Source organism: Streptomyces sp. NPDC026394, assembly GCF_055567735.1.
In genome coordinates this window covers 196,185-218,567 of record NZ_JBVHPX010000007.1, presented here as the reverse complement: position 1 = coordinate 218,567, position 22,383 = coordinate 196,185, and the positions used below count along the sequence as shown (strand labels likewise).

The following is a 22,383-nucleotide window of genomic DNA, read 5'->3' as shown; positions in this document are numbered from 1 at the left end:
ACCGCATCGCAGCCACGAGAAAGGTTCCGGGCCCGGCCATGGCGCTCACCCTCTACGTCGACACCGCGCGCTGGCGGGCACACCAGCAGAGCGTTCTGCAGCAGTTCCCGGGGCTCGTCCCGGTCTGCAAAGGCAACGGCTACGGCTTCGGCCACGAGCGCCTCGCCGAGGAGACGACCCGGCTCGGTGCCGACCTCCTGGCCGTGGGGACGACGTACGAAGCGGCTCGCATGAAGGACTACTTCAGCGGTGACCTGCTCGTACTGACCCCCTTCCGGCACGGTGAGGAACCGGTTCCGCTGCCGGACCGAGCCATCCGTTCGGTCTCCTCGGTCGAGGGTGTGGGCGGTCTGGTGGGCGCCCGGGTGGTCATCGAGGTCATGAGCAGCATGAAGCGCCACGGCGTGCTGCCCGAGGACCTGCCGAAGCTGGCCTCGGCCATAGAGGACGTACGGCTGGAAGGCTTCGCCATCCACCTGCCGCTGGACCGTACCGACGGCTCCGACGCGGTGGAGGAGGTCATCGGCTGGATGGACCGGCTGCGGGCCGCCCACCTGCCGCTGCACACGATGTTCGTCAGTCACCTCAAGGCCGATGAACTCCACCGTCTCCAGCAGCAGTTCCCGCAGACGCGCTTCCGCGCGCGGATCGGAACCCGGCTGTGGCTCGGGGACCACGAGGCCACCCAGTACCGCGGCTCGGTCCTGGACGTCACCCGGGTCGGCAAGGGCGACCGCTTCGGTTACCGCCAGCAGAAGGCCGCGTCGGACGGTTACCTGGTCGTGGTGGCCGGCGGTACGTCGCACGGCGTGGGCCTGGAGTCGCCCAAGGCGCTGCACGGTGTGATGCCCCGCGCCAAGGGCGTGGCGCGGGCGGGCCTGGCGACCGTCAACCGCAACCTCTCGCCGTACGTGTGGGGGGGCAAGCAGCGGTGGTTCGCGGAGCCCCCGCACATGCAGGTCTCCATCCTCTTCGTGCCGGGCGACGCCCCCGAGCCCCACGTCGGTGAGGAACTGGTGGCGCATCTGCGGCACACCACGACGCAGTACGACCGCATCGTGGACCGCTGAGCAGCGGTCGCTCGCACGGAACAGCACAGGCCCGGGGCCGCAGATCTGCTCTGCGGCCCCGTGCCTGTTCCGTACGCGCCGCTACCGGCCCGGTTACTTCCGGGCCGCACCCCAGCGCACCTGCGGCGTTCCCTCGAACTGCACGGCGTGCCGTGGCAGGTGCTGTGCCCGGCCGAGCACGAAGACGTCCGGTGCTTGGTCCAGCACGCCGCCCGACGGGTCGTCGTCACCGTCCTTGCGTACGACGTCCCGCTCCGGCAGCAACACGTCGCGTACCACCACGGCACACAGGTACAACGTCCCCAGCAGATGCAGTGCCATGGCCAGCTGGTAGCCCTCCAGCGGCAGTCCCTGGTGCTTGTCACCGTTGCCCGTGTAGGCCAGGTACAGCCAGATGCCGAGGAAGTACATGACCTCGCACGCCTGCCACACCAGGAAGTCACGCCAGCGCGGCCGTGCCAGCGCGGCGAGCGGGATCAGCCACAGCACGTACTGCGGTGAGTAGACCTTGTTGGTGAGGATGAACAGCGCGACGACCAGGAAGGCGAGCTGCGCGAACCGCGGTCGGCGCGGTGCGTGGAAGGTGAGCAGCGCCAGAGCGCCGCACCCCAGGATCATCAGCAGCGTCGCGTAGGTGTTCGCGTCCTCCAGCGGATTGCCGGTGCGCTGGGAGATGAGCAGCCAGATCGATCCGAAGTCGATGGGCCGCTCCTGGCTGAAGGTGTAGAACTTCGCCCAGCCCTCCCGGATGTGGAATCCGGACCCGTCGTGCGTGATCATCACCGGCACGTTGACGACCAGCCACGCGGCCGCGGCTCCGGCGACGGCCTTGCCGTAGGAACGCCACTGCCCGGCCCGCCAGCACAGGACGAGCAGCGGGCCGAGCAGCAGCACCGGGTACAGCTTCGCGGCGGTCGCGAGCCCGATGAACACGCCTGCTGCGAGGGTTCGGCTACGCGACCACATCAGCATTCCGGCAGCGGTCAGCGCGACGGCCAGGAGGTCCCAGTTGATGGTGGCCGTGAGCGCGAGGGCGGGAGCGAGGGCGACCAGGAGGCCGTCCCAGGGGCGTCGGCGATGGGTGCGTGCCACGCAGACGGCGAGCGCCGCGGCACAGGCCATCAGCAGGCCGGCGTTGACCAGCCAGTAGATCTGTTCGCGCTCTTGCATGGAGCCGCCGTGCGGGGTCAACCAGGAAGCGACCTCCATGAACACGCCGGTCAGTACCGGGTATTCGAGGTACTCCATTTCGCCGGGCAGCCTGTCGAAGTACGGAATCAGACCGTCGGCGAAGCCGCGTCCCGCGTACAGGTGGGGGATGTCGGAGTAGCAGGCGTGGGTGTACTGACTGGTGGCGCCGAAGAACCACCCGCTCTCGTAGCACGGCAGCTTCTGCACCATGCCGAGCGCGAACATCCCGATCATGACGAGCGCGATGACGCGTACCGGGTTCCACCAGCCCGTGCCGAAGACCGCGCGCCGCCCGGCAAGGCCACCGACCAGCTCGCTGCCGGCCGCCGCCACCTCGTCCCGTCGCGTCGGCCGTACCGGCTCGTCCTGTCGCACGCTCGTCATGCGCCCATCCTGCCGTACGACCCTGGCCCGAACGCGGAGAAGCCCCCGGCCCGTATGCACGGGTTCCGGAGGCTTCTCCGTCACGTTTCACGTGAAACAGTCACCGGTCAGTAGTCGCGTCGTCCCCCTGACGCCGAGCCGCCGGCCGGGGGGTCGAAGATGCCGCCGTCGTCGCCTCCGGGCCCTCCGGTGCTCGGGTCGGGTGTCGCCGTGGTGCCGCCGGAATCTCCGCCGCCCGGACGTCCACCGTTGTCCCCGCCGTTCGCTCCGCCGTTGTTCTGGCAGTTGAGGTCCCAGTCCGAACACGTGTGGGTCGGCTTGGGCGTGGGCGTAGGACTGGTCGGTGCGGGCTTGGAGGGCGTGGGCGTCGGGGAGCTCGGCGCGGGAGCGGACGGGGTGGGCTTCGGGGACGGGCTCATACCGTCCCCGTAGACCGTCTGGCCGATCGGTCCGGGCTGCGGGAAGCGTTCGAGCTTCTTGCCCTTCATGACCTGCGCCATGTAGTCCGCCCAGATACGGGCCGGGAACGACGCACCGTGGACCTTCTTCTCACCGCCCACGCCGTACATCTTCAGGAACTGCTGCTGCTTGGCCTGGTCGTCCACCCGCCACATGCCGATCGTGGTGGCCAGTTGCTTCGTGTAGCCGGCGAACCAGGCCGACTTGTTGTCGTCGGTGGTACCGGTCTTGCCGGCCGCCTCGCGCCCGTCGGGCAGCTTCGCCGCCGTACCGGTGCCCTTCTCCACCACGGTCTTCAGCACGTCCGTCACGTTGTCCGCGACCGCGGCGCTGAAGCCCGTCTTGGGCTTCTTGGTGTGCTCGTACTTGGTCTGGCCGTCCTTCTCGACGGACTCGACCGAGTACGGGTCGTCCTGCTGCCCGCTGGCGGCGAAGGTGGCATACGCGCCCGCCAGCCGGATCGCGCTCGGCGCCGAGGTGCCCAGCGAGAAGGCCGGGGTGGTCTTCGCCATGCTCTGGTCGTCGCGGAGTCCCGCGGCGATGGCCGCTTCCTTCACCTTGTCCCGGCCGACATCCATGCCGAGCTGGATGTACGGGGTGTTCACCGAGAACTGCATGGCGGTGCGGAGGGTGACTTTGCCCTTGTCCTCGTTGCCGTCGTTCGCCTGGTGCCACTCCTTGCCGTCCTTGTCGTGCCAGACGGTCCCGTCGTAGTTGAGCAGCTTCAGCTTGTTGTCACCGTTGTAGATGCTGTTCGGCGAGACGCGTGTGCGCCGTTCGGGATTGTGCGGATCCCGTACGCCGTCGCTCATCGCCGCCGCCAGCACGAACGGCTTGAAGGTCGAGCCGACCTGGACACCGGTGTAGTCGGCGTTGTTCGTGTAGTGCTGGGTCGCGTCCTTGCCGCCGTAGATGGCGACGATCTTGCCGGTGCCCGGTTCGACCGAGGCGCCGCCGAACTGGACGTACTTGTCCACCTCGCGCTTGGCCGGATCGATGTGCTCCTTGGTGACCTTGTCCACGGACGCCGCGAGCTCGTTGACCTGCTTTTCGTCGAACGTCGTGTGGATCTCGTAGCCACCCTTCTTGAGCATGGCATCCGTGATCTTAGTGTTCGCCGTGATGTAGTTGTTGGCCAGGTCGACCAGGTAGCCCTTCTGGCCGCGGAGGTCCATGGCCTTCTTGGGCTCCTTGGGCATCGGGAAGTCCTTGATCGGGTCCCGGTCCGCCTTCTTCATCCGTCCGACCTCGACCTCACGGTCCAGCGTCCACTTCCAGCGGGCCTCGGCGCGCTTGAGGTTCGCGCCCTTGGCCTCCGTCGTGATGTACGGGTCGTAGAGGTTGGGGCCGTTGAGCAGCGCGGCCATGAAGGCGCTCTCACTCGGGGTGAGCTTGTCGCAGTCCTTGCCGTAGTACGCCCGGGACGCGGCCTGGATGCCGTACGCACCGCGCCCGTAGTACGCGGTGTTGAGGTAGCCCGCCAGGATGTCCTTCTTCTCCTCCTTGATGCCCACCTTCACGGAGATGAACAGCTCGGTGAGCTTGCGCTTGAGGGTCTGCGACTGGTCGAGGTAGGTGTTCTTCACGTACTGCTGGGTGATGGTGGAGCCACTCTGGGTCTCACCGCCCCGAGCCATGTTGAAGACCGCTCGGGCGATGCCCATCGGGTCGACTCCCGAGTCCTTCTCGAAGGACGCGTTCTCGGCGGAGATCACCGCGTTCTGCATGGTCGAGGGGATGGAGGTGATCGGCACGATCTGGCGGTTGAGCTCGCCGCCGCCCGCGACGACCATCGGCTTGCCGTTGGACCAGTAGTAGACGTTCTTCTGCAGCAGCGACGCCTTCTGCACATCCGGGATGTCCACGTAGGCGAGTGCGAGTCCTGATGCGCCGACGATCAGCGCGAGGAAGCCGATGCAGGTGCCGAGGGTCTGTTTCCAGGAGGGTACGAACCGGCGCCAACCGACCTTGCCGGAGCGCGGGTAGTCGATGAGCCGCTTCTTGCCGGGCCTGCCCGACCCCCGGCCCCGTCCGCGACCACCTTCGTCACCACCGCCGCCACCGGCGCGGCGGCCGCCTCCGCGGCCGCCATGTCCGCTGCCCGAGGCCATCGCCGCCGTGTCGGAGGCACGTCGTCGGCCGCCGCGTTGTGCGGCGCGCCGGGCCTCAGCTCTGCCGCCGGCCGGCCGTTCCTGCCCGTACGCTCCGGGATCGGGTCCGGGGGCAGGTGCGGAGCCGCGGGTGGGCGCGGCGCGGCGCCCCGGTGATTGCTGTGCGGCTCGTCGGGCCGCAGCACGTCCGCCGCCCTGCGGCTGGGGCGGTTTGCGACGGTGCTCGCTCATGGAACGAATACTCCTCGGGCAGGCGCGCTATCTATCTCGTCGCCTGAAGGCGGCAGTTGGCTTCAGGTCCCCCCGACGTACGGCACCCATATGGCTCATGGGGTCGCACTACACCGGGGACGGGGACGTCATGTTCCGCCCCGCGGTTCCCGGCAGTTTGCATGGCGCACAGACTACGCACGGCCAAAACCTGCCCACTGTCGAAATTCACTCCAAATCAGTCAGGTTGGGTAGAACGAAACGGTGATGTGATGGCGTTCACCGTCCCCCCTCTTGTTCCTCCCCTGGGGCCGATCTATCGTCTGGATGTATCGGATCGATACATCAGCTCGGCATAAAGAGCGCACGACACCAAGGAGGCGGACATGAGCAGGCGGTCCGGCATCCTTGAGTTCGCCGTCCTCGGACTGCTCCGTGAGTCCCCCATGCACGGCTATGAGCTGCGTAAACGGCTCAACACCTCGCTGGGGGTCTTCCGTGCGTTCAGCTACGGCACGCTCTATCCCTGCCTGAAGGCGCTGGTCGCCAACGGCTGGCTGGCCGAGGAGACGGACGGTTCCCCGGAGCCCGCGTCCCTCACCGGCCGCCGGGCGAAGATCGTCTACCGGCTGACGGCGGAGGGGAAGAGCCACTTCGAGGAGCTGCTCGCCCACTCCGGCCCGGACGCGTGGGAGGACGAGCACTTCGGCGTCCGCTTCGCCTTCTTCGGGCAGACCTCGCGCGACGTACGGATGCGGGTCCTCGAAGGCCGCCGCAGCCGGCTGGAGGAACGCCTCGAAAAGATGCGCACCTCCCTGGCCCGTTCGCGTGAGCGGCTGGACGACTACACCCTCGAACTTCAGCGGCACGGCATGGAGTCCGTGGAACGCGAGGTCCGGTGGCTCAACGAGCTGATCGAGAGCGAGCGCGCCGGCCGCGACCAGCGCGCCGTCGACCCTGCCGAGCAGCAGCAGAAGGACACGTCAGGAGATGCGGGCGGCCTGCCCCGGCGTCGGGGTGGTTCCCGGCCGGATCCGTCCGATGACACCACCACATGAGGTCCGCAGTCAGCGGGACCTTCTCGAGATCACAGGGAGCAACCGGAATGGGTTCGGTTCGCGTAGCCATCGCCGGCGTGGGCAACTGCGCCGCCTCGCTGGTACAGGGCGTCGAGTACTACAAGGACGCAGACCCGGACACCCGCGTGCCCGGCCTGATGCACGTGCAGTTCGGCGACTACCACGTGCGTGACATCGAGTTCGTGGCCGCTTTCGACGTCGACGCCAAGAAGGTCGGCCTCGACCTGGCGGACGCCATCGGCGCCAGCGAGAACAACACCATCAAGATCTGCGACGTGCCGAACTCCGGCGTGACCGTCCAGCGCGGACCCACCCTCGACGGTCTGGGCAAGTACTACCGCCAGACCATCGAGGAGTCCGACGAGACGCCGGTGGACATCGTCCAGGTCCTCAAGGACCAGCAGGTCGACGTCCTGGTGTGCTACCTGCCCGTCGGCTCCGAGGACGCCGCGAAGTTCTACGCGCAGTGCGCCATCGACGCCAAGGTCGCCTTCGTCAACGCCCTCCCGGTCTTCATCGCCGGCACCAAGGAGTGGGCGGACAAGTTCACCGAGGCGGGTGTGCCGATCGTCGGTGACGACATCAAGTCCCAGGTCGGCGCCACGATCACGCACCGCGTGATGGCCAAGCTCTTCGAGGACCGGGGCGTCGTCCTGGACCGCACGATGCAGCTGAACGTCGGCGGCAACATGGACTTCAAGAACATGCTGGAGCGGGAGCGTCTGGAGTCCAAGAAGATCTCCAAGACCCAGGCCGTCACCTCGCAGATCCGCGACCGCGAGCTGGGCGAGGACAACGTCCACATCGGCCCGTCGGACTACGTCGCCTGGCTGGACGACCGCAAGTGGGCCTACGTCCGCCTCGAAGGCCGCGCCTTCGGTGACGTCCCGCTGAACCTGGAGTACAAGCTGGAGGTCTGGGACTCCCCGAACTCCGCCGGTGTCATCATCGACGCTCTGCGCGCCGCGAAGATCGCCAAGGACCGCGGCATCGGCGGCCCGGTGCTCTCCGCGTCCTCGTACTTCATGAAGTCGCCGCCGGTGCAGTACTTCGACGACGAGGCGCACGCGAACGTCGAGAAGTTCATCAAGGGTGAGGTCGAGCGCTAAGCTCCGCGCCCTTCCCCGTGCTCACAGGCCCCCGGAAATTCCGCCCGGGGGCCTGTGAGCTGTGTGAGGCTGGGCCTCATGCCCGTTGTGCGTGACCTCCGCGTACTGCTCCAACTGCGCGACTTCCGCTCCCTGCTGACCGTGCGGCTGCTCTCCCAGGCCGCCGACGGCGTCTACCAGGTCGCGCTCGCCACGTACGTCGTCTTCTCACCCGAGAAACAGGCTTCTCCCGCGGCCATCGCCTCGGCCATGGCGGTCCTGCTGCTCCCGTACTCGCTCCTGGGCCCCTTCGCCGGTGTCCTGCTCGATCGCTGGCGCCGCCGGCAGGTACTGATGTACGGCAACCTGCTGCGCACCGCACTCACCGCCGGGACCGCGGCCCTGATCGCCGCACAGGTCCCGGACTGGCTCTTCTACGCGTCCGCCCTCTCCGTCATGGCCGTCAACCGCTTCGTGCTGGCCGGGCTCTCGGCCGCCCTGCCCCGCGTGGTCGACGGTACGGAGCGCCTGGTGCTGGCCAATTCCCTGTCGCCGACCGCAGGCACCCTCGCGACCACCGTGGGCGGCGGCCTCGCCTTCGCGGCACGGCTCGCGGGCGTCGAGTCGAACTCGGTCGTCGTGATACTGGCCGCGGGCCTCTATCTCTGCGCTGCCGGGGTCTCCCTGAGGATGGCTCCGGGGCTGCTCGGGCCTGAACCCGGGCAGCTCCAGCCGCGGTTGGGGGCCGCCTTGTCGAGCACCGCCCGTGGCCTGGTCGAGGGCCTGCGCCACCTTGCCCAGCGCCGTACCGCCGCGGTGGCGCTGACAGCGATGGCCGCGCTGCGCTTCTGCTACGGAGCGCTGACGGTGATGGTGCTGATGCTGTGCCGGTACGCCTGGTCCGACAGCGAAGCGGACGGGCTGGCGCTCCTCGGGATCGCCGTCGGCGTGTCGGGGGCCGGCTTCTTCACCGCCGCGGTCCTCACTCCTCCGGCGGTGGCCCGGTTCGGCCCCCTGGCCTGGATGGCGTGCTGTGCGGGACTGTCAGCCGTGCTGGCTCCCGCTCTGGGGCTGACCTTCGCGTACGGCCCGGTGCTGGTGGCGGCCTTCGTGCTCGGCCTCAGCACGCAGGCAGCCAAGATCTCCACGGACACGGTGGTGCAGTCCTCCGTGGACGACGCTTTCCGCGGCCGCGTCTTCGCCGTGTACGACATGCTCTTCAACGTCGCCTACGTCGGTGCCGCGGCCGTGGCCGCGCTGATGCTGCCGCCGGACGGCAAGTCGATCCTGCTCGTCATCGGCGTGGCCCTGCTGCACGCGGCGACCGCCGCGACGCTGGTGCGCTTCCTGCGGAACTAGGCACCGGCCTTCCGGCACTCGCCGTGCGCCTGGGTCCCTCGCGGCCCGCTACGTTACGCGCGTCACGCGCGCACGACGCGTCGTTCATCAGGGGGCCTGCTCCGCTTCCGGCGCCGCCTACGAGTCGCCGAGGCGCATGACGACACCGCCGACGAGAGAAGCTGTGCGACCTGATGAAGTACAGCGCCTATGCGGAAGCCACCGGCCGCAGGCACTGCAACAAAGACGTCCCCTGCCTCGAAAACCTCAAGGAGTAGGGCAGCGAGCTGGTTTCACGTGAAACACGGCCCGGCTCCGGTGCCGTGTTTCACGTGAAACAGCCGGCTCAGCTCTGCGCGGCCCACCACTCCCGCAGCGCTGCGACGGCCTGGTCCCGCTCCATCGGCCCGTTCTCCAAGCGCAGTTCGAGCAGGTGCTTGTACGCCTTGCCGACCGCCGGGCCAGGTGCGACGCCGAGGACCTGCATGATGTCGTTGCCGTCCAGGTCCGGCCGGATCGAGTCCAGCTTCTCCTGCTCCTGCAGACGCGCGATCCGCTCCTCCAGGCCGTCGTAGGCGCGGGAGAGAGCGTTGGCCTTGCGCTTGTTGCGGGTGGTGCAGTCCGAACGCGTCAGCTTGTGCAGGCGCCGCAGCTGGGGGCCCGCGTCCCGCACGTACCGGCGGACGGCGGAGTCGGTCCACTCACCCGTCCCGTAGCCGTGGAAGCGCAGGTGCAGCTCCACCAGAAGCGAGACGTCCTTGATCATGTCGTTGGAGTACTTCAGCGCGGCCATCCGCTTCTTGGTCATCTTCGCCCCCACGACCTCGTGGTGGTGGAAGGAGACCCGCCCGTCGCTCTCGAAGCGCCGTGTCTTCGGCTTGCCGATGTCGTGCAGCAGCGCAGCCAGCCGCAGCACCAGGTCCGGACCGTCCTCTTCGAGGTCGATGGCCTGCTCCAACACCGTCAGCGAGTGCTCATAGACGTCTTTGTGACGGTGATGTTCGTCACTCTCCAGCCGCAGGGCGGGCAGCTCCGGCAGCACCCGGTCGGCGATACCCGTGTCGACCAGCAGCCTGAGCCCCTTGCGCGGATGTGCGCCCAGCAGCAACTTGTTCAGTTCGTCCCGCACCCGCTCGGCGGAGACGATGTCGATGCGCTCGGCCATGGCCTTCATGGCCGAGACGACGTCCTCGGCCACCTCGAAGTCCAGCTGGGCCGCGAACCGGGCGGCCCGCATCATCCGCAGCGGATCGTCGGAGAACGACTCCTCCGGCGTCCCCGGCGTCCGCAGGACGCGCGCCGCCAGGTCCTCCAGACCGTTGTGCGGATCGATGAACTCCTTCTGCGGCAACGCCACCGCCATGGCGTTCACCGTGAAGTCCCGGCGCACCAGGTCCTGCTCGATGGAGTCGCCGTAGGACACCTCGGGCTTGCGCGAGGTCCGGTCGTACGCCTCGGAGCGGTACGTGGTGACCTCGATGTCGAACGAGTCCTTCTTGCAGCCGACCGTGCCGAAGGCGATACCGACCTCCCACACCGCGTCCGCCCACGGCCGCACGATCCGCAGCACGTCCTCGGGGCGGGCGTCGGTGGTGAAGTCCAGGTCGTTGCCGAGCCGGCCGAGCAGGGCGTCCCGCACCGAACCGCCGACCAGGGCAAGCGTGAACCCGGCCTCCTGGAAGCGGCGGGCCAGGTCGTCCGCGACAGGGGAGACCCGCAACAGTTCACCGACGGCACGGCGCTGCACCTGGCTCAGCGCGCTCGTCGACTGCGAGGTCCGCTCGGACTGCGGGGCGAGGAAGTCATTGTTGGCGTTCGGCACAACAGAACAGGGTACGGGTCCGCGCCCGGCGAAGCGTCCTGTCGTCCGGCACGCCGGGCATCCCCGGGAAAAGGGGACAAGGTCCTCCGGCGGCCGGCCGACGGGCGATCTTGTGGAGCAGTCCCCAGCACTTCGGCACAGCGGGTCTCGTTACCATGCGTGGACGCACATTCCGACGACCACTGACGACGACGAGGGACGGGCGAACGCGTGGCCGAGGCGGCAGGGTTGCAGGGGAGTGAACGGCCGCGTGGTCGGTGGTCGCGCCGGGCCGCGGCACTGATCGCCGGAGTGCCTTTGCTGATGGCGATGGTGCAGTTCCCGGCCGCCCCCGAAGCCCGTGCCGCCGGGCCGCGCACCGTCGACGTATCCATCGACGCGCTCACGCCCACCGTGCCGAAGAAGGACGACACCCTCACCGTCTCCGGCACGCTCACCAACCGCAGCGACGCACCGGTCACCGACGCTCACGTGGGCCTTCGGCGGGGGCAGGCCCTCACCAGCCGCAGCGCCATCGACACGGCCGCCAAGCGCACCGGCTTCTCGCCCGGCGCGGACGGCGAGGAGATCAAGAACCGCACGCAGAAGATCGACAAGCTGGCCCCGGGCGTCAGCCGCACCTTCACCCTCCAGGTGCCGGTCAAGGACCTCGCCCTGGGGGACGACGGTGTCTACCAGCTCGGTGTCTCCTTGTCCGGCCGGTCCGGCGACTCCTCGTACGAGCAGGTGCTCGGTGCCCAGCGCACGTTCCTGCCCTGGCAGACCTCCGACGTGGCGAAGAAGTCCCAGCTCACCTACCTGTGGCCGCTGATCTCCTCCACGCACCTCACCGCGGAGACCGACGCGGACGCGGAGCAGACCCCCGTCTTCCGCAACGACAACCTGGCCGCGGAGATCGCTCCCGGCGGGCGGCTCCAGCAGCTCGTGGCGCTCGGCAAGGACCTCCCCGTCACCTTCGTCGTCGACCCGGACGTGCTCGCCTCCGTCGACGCGATGACCAAGACGTACAAGGTCGAGGGCCCGAACGGCCCCACGGCGGGGAAGAACCAGGCCGTCGCCAAGCAGTGGCTGGGCCAGTTGGAGGAGGCCGTCAAGACCCACGAGGTGGTCGCCCTCCCCTTCGCCGACCCCGACCTGGCCTCCCTCGCCCACCGCGGCAAGGAGGTCCCCAGCGCCCTGGGGCACCTCGGTCCCGCCACGACACTGGCGGCCACGACCGTGGAGACGATCCTGGGCGTCAAGCCCCGTACCGACTTCGCCTGGCCCGCCGAGGGCGCCATCGACTCCTCGATCGTCGACGTGGCCACCTCCGGCGGCGCGCACAACATCATCGCCCGCAGCGACAGCCTCCAGGAGAACGACCTCTCCTACAGCCCGACGGCGGCCCGTCCCATCGGCGGCGGAAACACCGCGATCGTCTCGGACGCCCGGCTGTCCACCGCCTTCGAAGGCGATCTGTCCAAGGCCGAGAACTCCACCCTGGCGATCCAGGAGTTCCTCGCCCAGAGCCTGATGGTCAACGGCCAGGAGCCCGAGCGGCAGCGCAACATCGTCGTCGCCCCGCAGCGCACCCCATCGGTCAGCCAGGCCCAGGCCATGGCCGCCGGCGTGAAGAGCCTGGTGCCCGGCCGCTGGGCCGAACCGCTGAACCTGGCGGGCGCCGCCAAGGCGACGCCGGACCCCGACGCCAACCGCGTCGTGCCCCGGAGCTCCGCGTATCCGTCCTCTCTGCGCGAGCAGGAACTGCCGACCGCGGCCTTCGAGCAGATCCAGGAAACCCAGAGCACGCTGGACGACTTCGAGCCCGTCCTGTCCCAGCCCGCCCGCGTGGTGACGCCGTTCGGCAACGCCATCATGCGGGAGATGTCGACGGAGTGGCGGGGCGACGAAGCGGGCGCCGCGGCCTTCCGCAGCTCCGTACGCACCTACCTCGACGGCCTGACGAAGAACGTGCAGCTGATCCAGAAGTCGGACGCGACGCTCTCCGGGCGCAGCGCGACCATCCCGGTGACGGTGCAGAACAACCTGGTGCAGGGCGTGAAGAGCCTGACACTGGAGCTGACGTCCTCGCAGCCCAACCGTCTCGACACGGGTGAGCCGCAGGAGATCACGGTCGACGGCGGCCACAGCCAGTCGTTCAAGTTCGACACGACGGCGAACGCCAACGGTCCCGTGCAGGTGACGGCCCAGCTCTACACCTCCGAGGGCAAGCCGTACGGCCTGCCGATGACCTTCCAGGTCAACGTCACCGAGATCACCTCGACGATCATGCTCGTGATCGCCGGCGGGGTGCTGCTGCTCGTCCTCGCCGGCGTGCGCATCTATCTCCAGCGCAAACGTGCCGGGTCCCGGCACGGCGGGGAAGGGACCGACGGCGGCGAGGACGCCGACGGGACCGGCGGCGGCGAGGGCCCCGGCGGTGAAGGGGCCGACGGCGGCAGCGGGAACAGCGGCGGAACCGACGACGGCGGTACGGACGGTGACGGGCCGGTGCAGCCGGGTGACCCCGAGCCGGACACCGGTTCGGGAAGCACGGACCCGTCCGGCTCAGGTGAGAAAGTGGACCGTTGATAGATGGCGGGGCCGGATGGCCGGCGACGGATGAGGTGGGGCAGCGATGAATGCGCCGTACGACGGTGACCGCGGCAGGGGTGCGCGCGGCACTCCTGCGGGTCAGGGACCGCCGACGCCTCAGGGGCAGCCGCCCCAGGACCCGTACGTGCAGGACGCGTACGCCAACGACCCGTACCGGTCGCAGGACCCCACGACCCAGGACCCGGTCGACGACGTCCTCTACGACCGGTCGGCCCACCCCCCGCCGGCCCCCGGCCAGGCCCCGAACCCGCTCTACCAGCAGCCGCCTGCCCCGCGTCACACTCCGGACCCCCAGGTGTGGGCCCCGCCCCCGCCGCCCGAGCCCCAGGGCCCGACCCGGCACCTGCCGTACGGTGACGACGCAGCCACCACCCAGTTCGTGGGGGTGGACGACCTCATCACACAGGCCGCCGACGAGCGTCCCGGGCAGGACGCCTTCGCGCACCTGTACCGGGACCAGCAGCAGTCGTACGAGCCACAGCGCCCTTACGAGCAGCAGCGCCCGCACGATGCACAGCAAGCGCCGTACGGCCAGCAACGCCCGCAGGAAGCGCAGCAGCCTTCGTACGACCAGCAGCGCCCGTACGGACAGCACCCACAGCAGCCGTACGGACAGCAGCCCCCGCAAGGAACACAGCAGCCTTACGGCCAGCAGCGCCCGTACGAGCCGCAGCAGCAGATGACGCCGCAGCCGGACCCCGTTCCGCAGGCCGCCGCGGTGCCGGAGCAGCCGCCTGCGCCGGTGCCCGCGCCGGAGCCCGCCAAGCGCTCCGGCGGGCGCGCCTCCAGCCTGCTGAAGTCCAGCGCCGTCATGGCCGCGGGCACGCTGGTCTCCCGCATCCTCGGTTTCGTCCGCAACCTCGTCATCGCCGCGGCGATCGGCGTCGGCACCCTCAACGACTCGTACCAGGTCGCCAACACCCTGCCGACGATGATCTACATCCTGGTCGGTGGCGGCGCCCTGAACGCCGTCTTCATCCCGCAACTGGTGCGGGCCATGAAGAACGACGAGGACGGCGGCGAGGCGTACGCCAACCGGCTCCTGACCCTGGTCACCGTGCTGATGGCCGGTGTCACCACGGTCTGTGTGCTGGCCGCGCCGATCTTCATCAGCATGATGTCGCCGAAGATCGCCTCGGACCCCGAACAGATGGACGTCGCGGTCGCCTTCGCCCGCTACTGCCTGCCGACCATGTTCTTCATGGGCGTGCACGTCGTACTGGGACAGATCCTCAACGCCCGCGGCCGGTTCGGCGCGATGATGTGGACCCCGGTCCTCAACAACATCATCGTGATCGCCACCTTCGGCGCGTTCATCTGGGTCTTCGGCAGCTTCTCGCACAGCGGCGTGGGCGCGGGCAACGTCTCCGCCGACGCGGTCCGGCTGCTGGGCATCGGCACTCTGCTCGGACTGACCGTGCAGGCGCTCGCCATGTTCCCCTACCTCCGGGACGCCGGTTTCCGGCTCCGCCCCCGCTTCGACTGGCGCGGGCACGGGCTCGGCAAGGCCGCCCGGCTCGCCAAGTGGACCTTCTTCTTCGTCCTCGCCAACCAGCTCGGCATGGTCGTGGTGACCCAGATCGCCACCTGGGCCGGCTCGGTGGCCGAGAGCGAGGGCCACTCCGGCACCGGTATCACCGCCTACAACTACGCGCTGCAGCTCTGGCAGATGCCGCAGGCCATCATCACCGTCTCGGTCATGACCGCCGTCCTGCCGCGCATCTCCCGGGCCGCCCACGACGGGGACGTCACCGCCGTCCGCGACGACATCTCCTACGGGCTGCGGACCTCGGCGGTGGCCATCGTTCCGTGCGCCTTCGCCTTCCTGGCGCTCGGTGTGCCCATGGCGACGCTGATGTTCTCCAGCGCCGGCACCGGCGCCACCAACATCGGTTACGTGATCATGGCGTTCGGGCTGGGCCTGATCCCGTACTCCGCGCAGTACGTCATCCTGCGCGGTTTCTACGCCTACGAGGACACCCGCACACCGTTCTTCAACACGGTGATCGTCGCGGCCGTCAACGCGGCGGGCTCCGGACTGTGCTTCCTCCTCCTGCCGCCCCGCTGGGTCGTGGTCGGCCTCGCGGCGTCCTATGGCCTCGCCTACGCCGTCGGCGTCGGCGTGGCCTGGCGGCGCCTGCGCACACGGCTGGGTGGCGACCTGGACGGACCGCACGTCATTCGTACGTACGCCCGTCTCGCCGGCGCCTGCGTGCCCGCCGCCCTGGTCGGCGGCGCGGCCGCATACGGAATCACCCTGGCGCTCGGCAGCGGCGTCACCGGTTCGCTGGCCGCCTTGGCCGGTGGCGGTGTCACACTGATCGCCGTCTTCTTCCTCGCCGCGAAACGGATGCGGGTCGAGGAGATGAACGCCATGGTCGGCATGGTCCGCGCCAAGCTGGGGCGCTGAGCGGGCACAACCATCGGCCGCAACCGTGTGTCGTGCATAGTGGCGGACTGTGGGCACAATTGTCTTGGCTCGTAGAGCCTGCAACGGATGGGGAGGCAGGAACGACGGTGGCGGAACGGAGCACGGCTGCCGTCGACGTGGCCGACACGAGCGGTGACGAACCGCTGACCGCCCAGGCGGGACAGGCCACGGACGACGGTGCGGAGGCCGAGAGCGTAACCGGCACGGACCAGGACACCGCACGCACCGGCGAACAGCCTGCCGCGGTGGCCGACACCAAGCCGCCCGAACTGCACAGCGGCCACAAGCTCGCCAGACGCTACCGCCTGGAGGAGTGCGTCACCCGTCTGGACGGATTCAGCAGCTGGCGTGCGGTCGACGAGAAACTGCGCCGTGCCGTCGGCGTACACATCCTGCCCGCGGACCACCCGCGTGCCCGCCCCGTGCTGTCCGCCGCGCGCTCCGCCGCGCTGCTCGGCGACCCCCGCTTCGTGCAGGTCCTCGACGCCGTCGAGGAGAACGACCTCGTCTACGTCGTGCACGAGTGGCTGCCGGACGCCACGGAACTGACCGCGGTGCTCGCGAGCGGCCCGCTCGAACCGCACGACGCCTACCAGCTCGTCAGCCAGGTCTCCCAGGCCATGGCCGCCGCCCACCGGGAAGGCCTGGCCCATCTCAGGCTCAACCCCGGCTCGGTGCTGCGGACCGAGTCCGGGCAGTACCGCATCCGCGGCCTGGCCGTGATGGCCGCGCTGCGCGGCATCACCAGCGAGCACCCGCAGCGCACGGACACCGAGGCGATCGGCGCGCTGCTGTACGCCGCCCTCACGCAGCGCTGGCCGTACGAGAGCGACGCGTACGGCCTGTCCGGGCTGCCCAAGGACGTCGGCATGATCCCGCCGGACCAGGTACGGGCCGGTGTGCACCGCGGTCTGTCCGAGCTGGCCATGCGGGCGCTGGTCAACGACGGTGCCACCGCCTCCCGCCAGGAGCCGGCCTGCACGACTCCGGAGGAACTGGCGAAGGCCGTCACGGCCATACCGCGCATCCGTCCGCCGGAGACGTCCTTCACCTCACCGCCGCCCTACCAGCGCACCGCTTTCCAGCAGGGCTCGTACGGGCAGCCCCCGTCGCGCAACGGCGGGGCTCCGGCCCGGGCCGCCGCTGTGCCCGCTCCGCCGCCACCGTTGCAGAGCCGCACCGGCCGGGCACTGAAGTGGTGCGTTTCCGGACTTCTGATCGCGGCACTGGGGCTCGGGAGCTGGCAGCTGGCGGACACCCTCATCAAGGGCGAAGGCCAGGACAGCCAGGAGAACACCCAGCCCGAGAGCGGCAAGCAGAAAAAGCCCGCGCCGAAGCCGATCAAGATCGACAGCGCTACGGAGTTCTCTCCCCGCACCAGTTCGCCCGTCGGCGGACGCTACAGCCCGGCATCGAACGCCGTGGACGGGGACCCGGACACCGCCTGGGTGACCGGACTGTTCAAGGGCTGGGCGAACTTCGGCAACCTCCCGTACCGCGCGGACGGCAGCGGCTTGGTCGTCGACCTCGGCAGCGTCCAGGACGTCTCCGAGGTGCAGGCCAGCATGTACCGGGCGGGGCAGACGGCCGAGGTGCTCGCCGCGGACCCCGGGGCGTCGAACCCGACGACGCTCAACGCGTTCCCGCAGCGCCTCTCCAAGCTGGAGAAGGCCGGCTCCTCGCTGTCCGCGAAGCTGGACAAGCCCGTCAAGACGCGTTACGTCCTGATCCACATCACCGAGCTGCCCAGCGACGAAGAGGAGGACGGCTACCGGGGCGGCATCTCGGAGATCAAGGTCAGCGGCTGACCCTTCGATCCCCCTTCACGGGCGCTCGAAGGGCTCGGCCTGCTCCCTGCTGCCGCGGGATCCGGCCACTTCACGAGGACCGAGCACGTGCTGCCTCAGCAGCACGTGCTCCGTTTTTTGTGAACCGACGGGTGACTTCCGGCCCGAATTCCGGCAATCACGCGTGAATCCGGCCGTTTTTGCCGAAGAAGACCCAGGAACACACCGGGGCTCCGACCGACGCATCGGCCAGGAGCCCCGGAAAATCGGCACCTACTAACGCTTCAGTTCCACTTGGTGCAATACACCTTATTGTTGCCGAAGTACCCACAGGCCCGCACCGAGTATCCGGGGCCGTCGTTCTGGAGGTTGTTGTTCGCGATCGATGCCGTGTCGCCCGGGTCGAGAGTGACCCGGCGCTTCTGCACCAATCCCTTCCAGGTCTTTCCGCCGTTGCGGGAGACGTCCATCCAGAGCGCCCCCTCACTGTCGCTGCCGTTCGATGTCATGCTGGCCATCGTCCAGTCGTGACCGTCCTTGCACCGGTAGACGAGGAGCTTGACCGTGGCGTGCCCGCCGTAGGTCTTCACCGACAGGGTCTTGCGGTAGCTGCAGCCGCCCTTCGAGTACGCGGACGCCGAACCCGGCATCGCCCCCACGGCGAGGACCGAAGCCACCGCGATCAGCAGAAGGCGCTTGAGATTTTTCATACAGCAATTCCTTGAATCTTTGTCGACGGACGAGAAGCAGCCGGCCGAACTGCTCCACAGCGGCCGATTCCCGGCAGTCGGTTTTTGCGCAGAACCTTGATCGTTTCAGCCGCCGTCGCGCTTCGGCAACTTTCGCAATGCGTGCCTTTACGACGGCGAAGTAATGGTGCGCTCAGCGCCGAACGGCGAGCAACGCCTGCGGTACCCGAGACCGGTCCCGCATCTGACCGGCGTTTACTTTCACAGCCCGGCGGGCTTCAATGGAGCCACCTATCCGCTACCCGCCGCGAGCAGGGGGACATGTGGGGCCTGAGACGGGCGGCTCTGACGTGGTGAGCGACGGTGACCTCCTCGCGCGCCACGTGGCCGGTGACCCCGAAGCCTTCGGCGAGATAGTCCGGCGCCACCGCGACCGGCTCTGGGCGGTGGCGCTGCGCACCCTCGGTGACCGGGAAGAAGCGGCGGACGCCGTGCAGGACGCGCTCGTCTCGGCCTACCGGGCCGCTCACACCTTCCGCGGCCAGTCGGCCGTCACGACCTGGTTGCACCGCATCACGGTCAACGCCTGTCTGGACCGGGCGCGCAAAGCGGCCTCCCGCCGCACCTCCCCGATCGCCGAGACGGAGCGGCTGGAGCAACTGCTGGAACCGCACGAGTCCGCCGCCGGGCCGGCCGAGCGGCAGGATCTGCACCGGGAACTGCTCGGTGCGCTGCGCACGCTGCCCGAAGAACAACGTGCGGCGCTGGTCCTCGTTGACATGCAGGGATATCCGGTGGCCGAGGCCGCCGCGATCCTCGACGTCCCCACCGGGACGGTGAAGAGCCGCTGTGCGCGAGGCCGGGCCCGGCTTCTTCCGATGCTCACCCATCTGCGCCCGGGTGAAGGGGATAGCAGACCCGTCGGCGGGGGAAGGAACCGGGCGCAGGGGACATCCGTCCCAGAGGCGGCAGGGCCGAAGGACACAGATGCCGTGAAGGGCGGAGGTGGGCGCTCGTGACTTCGACGACCGACACGGACGAGCACCCGGAGGTCTCCGAGATCTCCGCGCTCACGGACGGGCTGCTCTCCCCGTCCCGCACCGCGGATCTACGCGATCACCTGGCGTGCTGCGAGCTGTGCGAGGACGTCCATGCCTCCCTGGAGGAGATCCGGGGCTTGCTGGGCACCCTTCCCGGACCCACGCGGATGCCGACCGACGTGGCGGAGCGTATCGACGCCGCGCTGGCTGCCGAGGCGCTGCTCGACTCCACCGCTCCGGACCAGGCACCGGCCGTGCGGGAAGTCCCGGCAGCCGTGACCGTTCCTGTTTCACGTGAAACCGACAGCGCCACCTCCGCCGCCCCGCCCGCGTCCGTCTCCCGGCCCGCAGGGCATCCTCGGGCGGCTTCCGGCCCGGGACGCCGCCCAGCCGGTGCCCGGCCTCGGAGCCGACGTTGGCCGAGGGCGCTGCTCGGTGCCGCCGCTGCCGCGGCGGTCATCGGCGTCGGCGGGATCGTCATCCAGAACGCCTCCTCCAGCAGTGACCAGGGGGCGGCACGGAAGCCGCACACCGGAGCCGCGGAGAAGAGCGCCGGGGCCGCGTCCGCGCTGACATCCGCCACCCTGGAATCACGGGTTCACGACCTGCTGGCCTCGTCGCACAGCAGGAAGACGCCGGACGTCGGAACGCAGAGCTCTCCCGACACCCCGCTGCGAGGGGCGACGGACACCGTGCCGTCCTGTGTCCAGCGCGGCACCGGACGGCCGGAGACTCCCCTGGCGTCCACGCACAGCACCTATGAGGGCCAGGACGCGTATCTCCTGGTGTTGCCGCACCCGACCGACACCGACCGCGTCTCCGCCTACGTCATCTCCTCCTCCTGCGTGTCCGCGTCTCCGCCGGCTCCTGGCAAGGTACTGCTGACCCACTCGTACCGGCGAGCCTGAACCGGCGGTAAGGGCGCCGGGGCCCCGCGGGAATGCTTGCCCCGTAGGATCCGTTGGGTGGGGTGAGAGTTCACCGAGAGCCCCAGCAAGCAGTCGGCAGAGACAAGGAAGACACCCGTGAGCGACGTCCGTAACGTGATCATCATCGGCTCCGGGCCCGCGGGCTACACCGCCGCGCTCTACACCGCCCGTGCCTCCCTGAAGCCGCTGGTTTTCGAGGGCGCCGTCACCGCCGGTGGCGCGCTGATGAACACCACCGAGGTGGAGAACTTCCCCGGGTTCCGCGACGGCATCATGGGCCCCGACCTGATGGACAACATGCGTGCCCAGGCCGAGCGCTTCGGCGCCGAGCTGGTTCCGGACGACGTGGTCGCGGTCGACCTGACCGGCGAGATCAAGACCGTCACCGACACCGCCGGCACCGTCCACCGCGCCAAGGCCGTGATCGTCACCACCGGCTCCCAGCACCGCAAGCTGGGCCTGCCCCGTGAGGACGAGCTCTCCGGCCGCGGTGTCTCGTGGTGCGCCACCTGCGACGGGTTCTTCTTCAAGGACCAGGACATCGCCGTGGTCGGCGGCGGCGACACCGCGATGGAGGAGGCCACCTTCCTCTCCCGCTTCGCCAAGTCGGTCACGATCATCCACCGCCGCGACACGCTGCGGGCCAGCAAGGCGATGCAGGAGCGCGCCTTCGCCGACCCGAAGATCAACTTTGTCTGGGACAGCGAGGTCGCCGAGCTGCACGGCGAGAACAAGCTCTCCGGCCTGACGCTGCGCAACCTGAAGACCGGCGAGACCTCGGAGTCCCCGGTGACCGGCCTGTTCATCGCGATCGGCCACGACCCGCGCACCGAGCTGTTCAAGGGCCAGCTGGAGCTGGACGACGAGGGCTACCTCCAGGTGGAGGCCCCGAGCACCCGTACGAACATCACGGGTGTCTTCGCCGCCGGTGACGTCGTCGACCACACCTACCGCCAGGCGATCACGGCGGCCGGTACCGGCTGCTCCGCGGCTCTGGACGCCGAGCGGCACCTCGCCGCGCTCTCGGACAGCGAGGACGTCCCGGAGCCGGAGAAGACCGCCTCCGCCTGACTCCGCCCCTGACGCCCCCGAGCCCCATTCCACCCAGTAAGGAGACTGCCATGGCCGGTGCCACGGTGACCGTGACGGACGCCAACTTCGAAGAGGTCGTTCTCAAGAGCGACAAGCCCGTACTCGTGGACTTCTGGGCCACCTGGTGCGGTCCGTGCCGCCAGATCGCCCCGTCGCTGGAGGCGATCGCCGCCGAGCACGACGAGATCGTCATCGCGAAGCTGAACACCGACGAGAACCCGACCACCACCGCCAAGTACGGCGTCATGTCGATCCCGACGATGAACGTCTACCAGGGCGGCGAGGTCGTGAAGACCATCGTCGGCGCCAAGCCGAAGGCGATGCTGGAGCGCGAGCTGGGCGACTTCCTCGCCTGATCGCCCTCCGCGACCCGCACGAACGCGAACGGGCCCGCCCCTCCTGGGGCCGGGCCCGTTCGCGTTCGTGCGGAGCCGCTCTTCAGAGCGGACGCAGGGCGGGCTCTTTCTGTACCGCGCCCAGGAGGCGGTCGAGAGCCATCTCCACGTCCTCCTTCCACGAGATCGTGGTGCGCAACTCCAGCCTCAGGCGGGGGAAGCGGGGGTGCGGGCGAACCGTCTTGAAGCCGACGGCCAGGAGGTGGTCGGCGGGAAGCACGCACGCGGGCTCCGACCAGCGGGCGTCACCGAAAGCCTCGACCGCCTTGAAGCCGCGGCGGATCAGGTCCTTGGCCACCGTCTGCACCATTACCCGGCCCAGCCCCTGCCCCTGGTATCCGGGCATCAGCCAGGCCGTGAGGAGCTGTACGGCGTCGGGGGACACCGGGCTGGTGGGGAAGGCCGTGGAGCGCGGGACATACGCGGGCGGCGCGTACAGCACGAAGCCGACCGGGACATCGTCGACCTGCACCACGCGGCCGCAGGAGCCCCACTCCAGAAGGACGGCCGAGATCCAGGCTTCCTTCTCCAGCTCGGGCCGGCCCGCTCGCACCGCGGCTTCGCCGCTTACGGGGTCGAGTTCCCAGAAGACGCAGGAGCGGCAGCGCTTGGGGAGGTCCGGAAGGTTGTCCAGCGTGAGCGGTACGAGCCGACGGCCCATGAAGACAGGTCC

At 69.2% G+C, this 22,383-nt stretch carries 16 protein-coding genes; 11 read left to right on the top strand and 5 right to left on the bottom strand.

All coding sequences use genetic code 11. The features are described from left to right. Positions 1-38 precede the first annotated feature (38 nt). Positions 39-1,070 (top strand): alanine racemase, encoded by a 1,032-nt coding sequence (locus tag ACZ4QV_RS19090; RefSeq protein ID WP_361153071.1) that lies wholly within the window; start codon positions 39-41, stop codon positions 1,068-1,070. A gap of 93 nt (positions 1,071-1,163) precedes the next feature. Here ACZ4QV_RS19090 and ACZ4QV_RS19085 read toward each other — a convergent pair whose 3' ends face one another. Both ACZ4QV_RS19085 and ACZ4QV_RS19080 read right to left on the bottom strand, forming a co-directional pair. Next, positions 1,164-2,645, bottom strand: a complete 1,482-nt coding sequence (locus tag ACZ4QV_RS19085; RefSeq protein WP_361153074.1) for a glycosyltransferase family 87 protein — start codon at positions 2,643-2,645, stop codon at positions 1,164-1,166. A gap of 107 nt (positions 2,646-2,752) precedes the next feature. Then, positions 2,753-5,446 (bottom strand): transglycosylase domain-containing protein, encoded by a 2,694-nt coding sequence (locus ACZ4QV_RS19080; RefSeq protein WP_361614160.1) that lies wholly within the window; start codon positions 5,444-5,446, stop codon positions 2,753-2,755. A 365-nt stretch (positions 5,447-5,811) separates the two neighbouring features. On the opposite strand from ACZ4QV_RS19080, the gene ACZ4QV_RS19075 reads away from it, so the two are divergent. The 3 genes from ACZ4QV_RS19075 (at position 5,812) to ACZ4QV_RS19065 (ending at position 8,951) form a co-directional block, all read left to right on the top strand. After that, entirely contained in the window at positions 5,812-6,483 is a 672-nt protein-coding gene (locus ACZ4QV_RS19075) for a PadR family transcriptional regulator (RefSeq protein WP_361153080.1), read from the top strand. Positions 6,484-6,530: 47 nt separating this feature from the next. Further along, positions 6,531-7,613, top strand: a complete 1,083-nt coding sequence (locus tag ACZ4QV_RS19070) for an inositol-3-phosphate synthase (protein WP_361153082.1) — start codon at positions 6,531-6,533, stop codon at positions 7,611-7,613. A 78-nt stretch (positions 7,614-7,691) separates the two neighbouring features. Continuing rightward, positions 7,692-8,951, top strand: a complete 1,260-nt coding sequence (locus ACZ4QV_RS19065; protein WP_361153085.1) for an MFS transporter — start codon at positions 7,692-7,694, stop codon at positions 8,949-8,951. Between the two features lie 325 nt (positions 8,952-9,276). Here ACZ4QV_RS19065 and ACZ4QV_RS19060 read toward each other — a convergent pair whose 3' ends face one another. Continuing rightward, positions 9,277-10,752 carry a CCA tRNA nucleotidyltransferase gene (locus ACZ4QV_RS19060; RefSeq protein ID WP_361153088.1) on the bottom strand — a complete coding sequence of 492 codons (1,476 nt, stop codon included), beginning with the start codon at positions 10,750-10,752 and terminating at the stop codon, positions 9,277-9,279. A 210-nt stretch (positions 10,753-10,962) separates the two neighbouring features. On the opposite strand from ACZ4QV_RS19060, the gene ACZ4QV_RS19055 reads away from it, so the two are divergent. The 3 genes from ACZ4QV_RS19055 to ACZ4QV_RS19045 all read left to right on the top strand — a co-directional run bounded on the left by ACZ4QV_RS19055 (position 10,963) and on the right by ACZ4QV_RS19045 (position 17,586). Next, positions 10,963-13,323: a DUF6049 family protein gene (locus tag ACZ4QV_RS19055; RefSeq protein ID WP_361633667.1), complete on the top strand. Its 2,361-nt coding sequence runs from the start codon at positions 10,963-10,965 to the stop codon at positions 13,321-13,323. Between the two features lie 46 nt (positions 13,324-13,369). Then, the gene (murJ, locus tag ACZ4QV_RS19050) at positions 13,370-15,757 is read left to right on the top strand and encodes a murein biosynthesis integral membrane protein MurJ (RefSeq protein WP_361633664.1); all 2,388 of its coding nucleotides are present in this window, start codon (positions 13,370-13,372) and stop codon (positions 15,755-15,757) included. 107 nt (positions 15,758-15,864) lie between these two features. Then, entirely contained in the window at positions 15,865-17,586 is a 1,722-nt protein-coding gene (locus ACZ4QV_RS19045) for a protein kinase family protein (protein ID WP_361153097.1), read from the top strand. A gap of 263 nt (positions 17,587-17,849) precedes the next feature. On the opposite strand, the gene ACZ4QV_RS19040 is transcribed toward ACZ4QV_RS19045, so the two are convergent. Next, positions 17,850-18,275 (bottom strand): hypothetical protein, encoded by a 426-nt coding sequence (locus ACZ4QV_RS19040; RefSeq protein ID WP_361153100.1) that lies wholly within the window; start codon positions 18,273-18,275, stop codon positions 17,850-17,852. Between the two features lie 302 nt (positions 18,276-18,577). Here ACZ4QV_RS19040 and sigM point away from each other — a divergent pair, with 302 nt between their 5' ends. The 4 genes from sigM (at position 18,578) to trxA (ending at position 21,671) form a co-directional block, all read left to right on the top strand. Then, positions 18,578-19,273 carry an RNA polymerase sigma factor SigM gene (gene sigM, locus ACZ4QV_RS19035; protein ID WP_361153103.1) on the top strand — a complete coding sequence of 232 codons (696 nt, stop codon included), beginning with the start codon at positions 18,578-18,580 and terminating at the stop codon, positions 19,271-19,273. After that, entirely contained in the window at positions 19,270-20,202 is a 933-nt protein-coding gene (locus ACZ4QV_RS19030; RefSeq protein ID WP_361153106.1) for an anti-sigma factor, read from the top strand. Before sigM ends, ACZ4QV_RS19030 begins: the two co-directional genes overlap by 4 nt. A 117-nt stretch (positions 20,203-20,319) precedes the next feature. Beyond that, entirely contained in the window at positions 20,320-21,294 is a 975-nt protein-coding gene (trxB, locus tag ACZ4QV_RS19025) for a thioredoxin-disulfide reductase (RefSeq protein WP_125055285.1), read from the top strand. A 50-nt stretch (positions 21,295-21,344) separates the two neighbouring features. Then, the gene (gene trxA, locus ACZ4QV_RS19020) at positions 21,345-21,671 is read left to right on the top strand and encodes a thioredoxin (protein ID WP_030017069.1); all 327 of its coding nucleotides are present in this window, start codon (positions 21,345-21,347) and stop codon (positions 21,669-21,671) included. Positions 21,672-21,753: 82 nt separating this feature from the next. Here the strand turns inward: trxA and ACZ4QV_RS19015 are convergent, their stop codons facing one another. Beyond that, positions 21,754-22,371, bottom strand: coding sequence for a GNAT family N-acetyltransferase (locus ACZ4QV_RS19015; RefSeq protein ID WP_361153110.1), 618 nt, complete (start codon positions 22,369-22,371; stop codon positions 21,754-21,756). Positions 22,372-22,383 lie beyond the last annotated feature (12 nt).

Coding starts and splice junctions, on each gene's coding strand:
- ACZ4QV_RS19090 (WP_361153071.1), top strand. CDS start 39: ATGGCGCTCACCCTCTACGTCGACACCGCGCGCTGGCGGGCACACCAG.
- ACZ4QV_RS19085 (WP_361153074.1), bottom strand. CDS start 2,645: ATGACGAGCGTGCGACAGGACGAGCCGGTACGGCCGACGCGACGGGAC.
- ACZ4QV_RS19080 (WP_361614160.1), bottom strand. CDS start 5,446: ATGAGCGAGCACCGTCGCAAACCGCCCCAGCCGCAGGGCGGCGGACGT.
- ACZ4QV_RS19075 (WP_361153080.1), top strand. CDS start 5,812: ATGAGCAGGCGGTCCGGCATCCTTGAGTTCGCCGTCCTCGGACTGCTC.
- ACZ4QV_RS19070 (WP_361153082.1), top strand. CDS start 6,531: ATGGGTTCGGTTCGCGTAGCCATCGCCGGCGTGGGCAACTGCGCCGCC.
- ACZ4QV_RS19065 (WP_361153085.1), top strand. CDS start 7,692: ATGCCCGTTGTGCGTGACCTCCGCGTACTGCTCCAACTGCGCGACTTC.
- murJ (WP_361633664.1), top strand. CDS start 13,370: ATGAATGCGCCGTACGACGGTGACCGCGGCAGGGGTGCGCGCGGCACT.
- ACZ4QV_RS19040 (WP_361153100.1), bottom strand. CDS start 18,275: ATGAAAAATCTCAAGCGCCTTCTGCTGATCGCGGTGGCTTCGGTCCTC.
- trxA (WP_030017069.1), top strand. CDS start 21,345: ATGGCCGGTGCCACGGTGACCGTGACGGACGCCAACTTCGAAGAGGTC.
- ACZ4QV_RS19015 (WP_361153110.1), bottom strand. CDS start 22,371: ATGGGCCGTCGGCTCGTACCGCTCACGCTGGACAACCTTCCGGACCTC.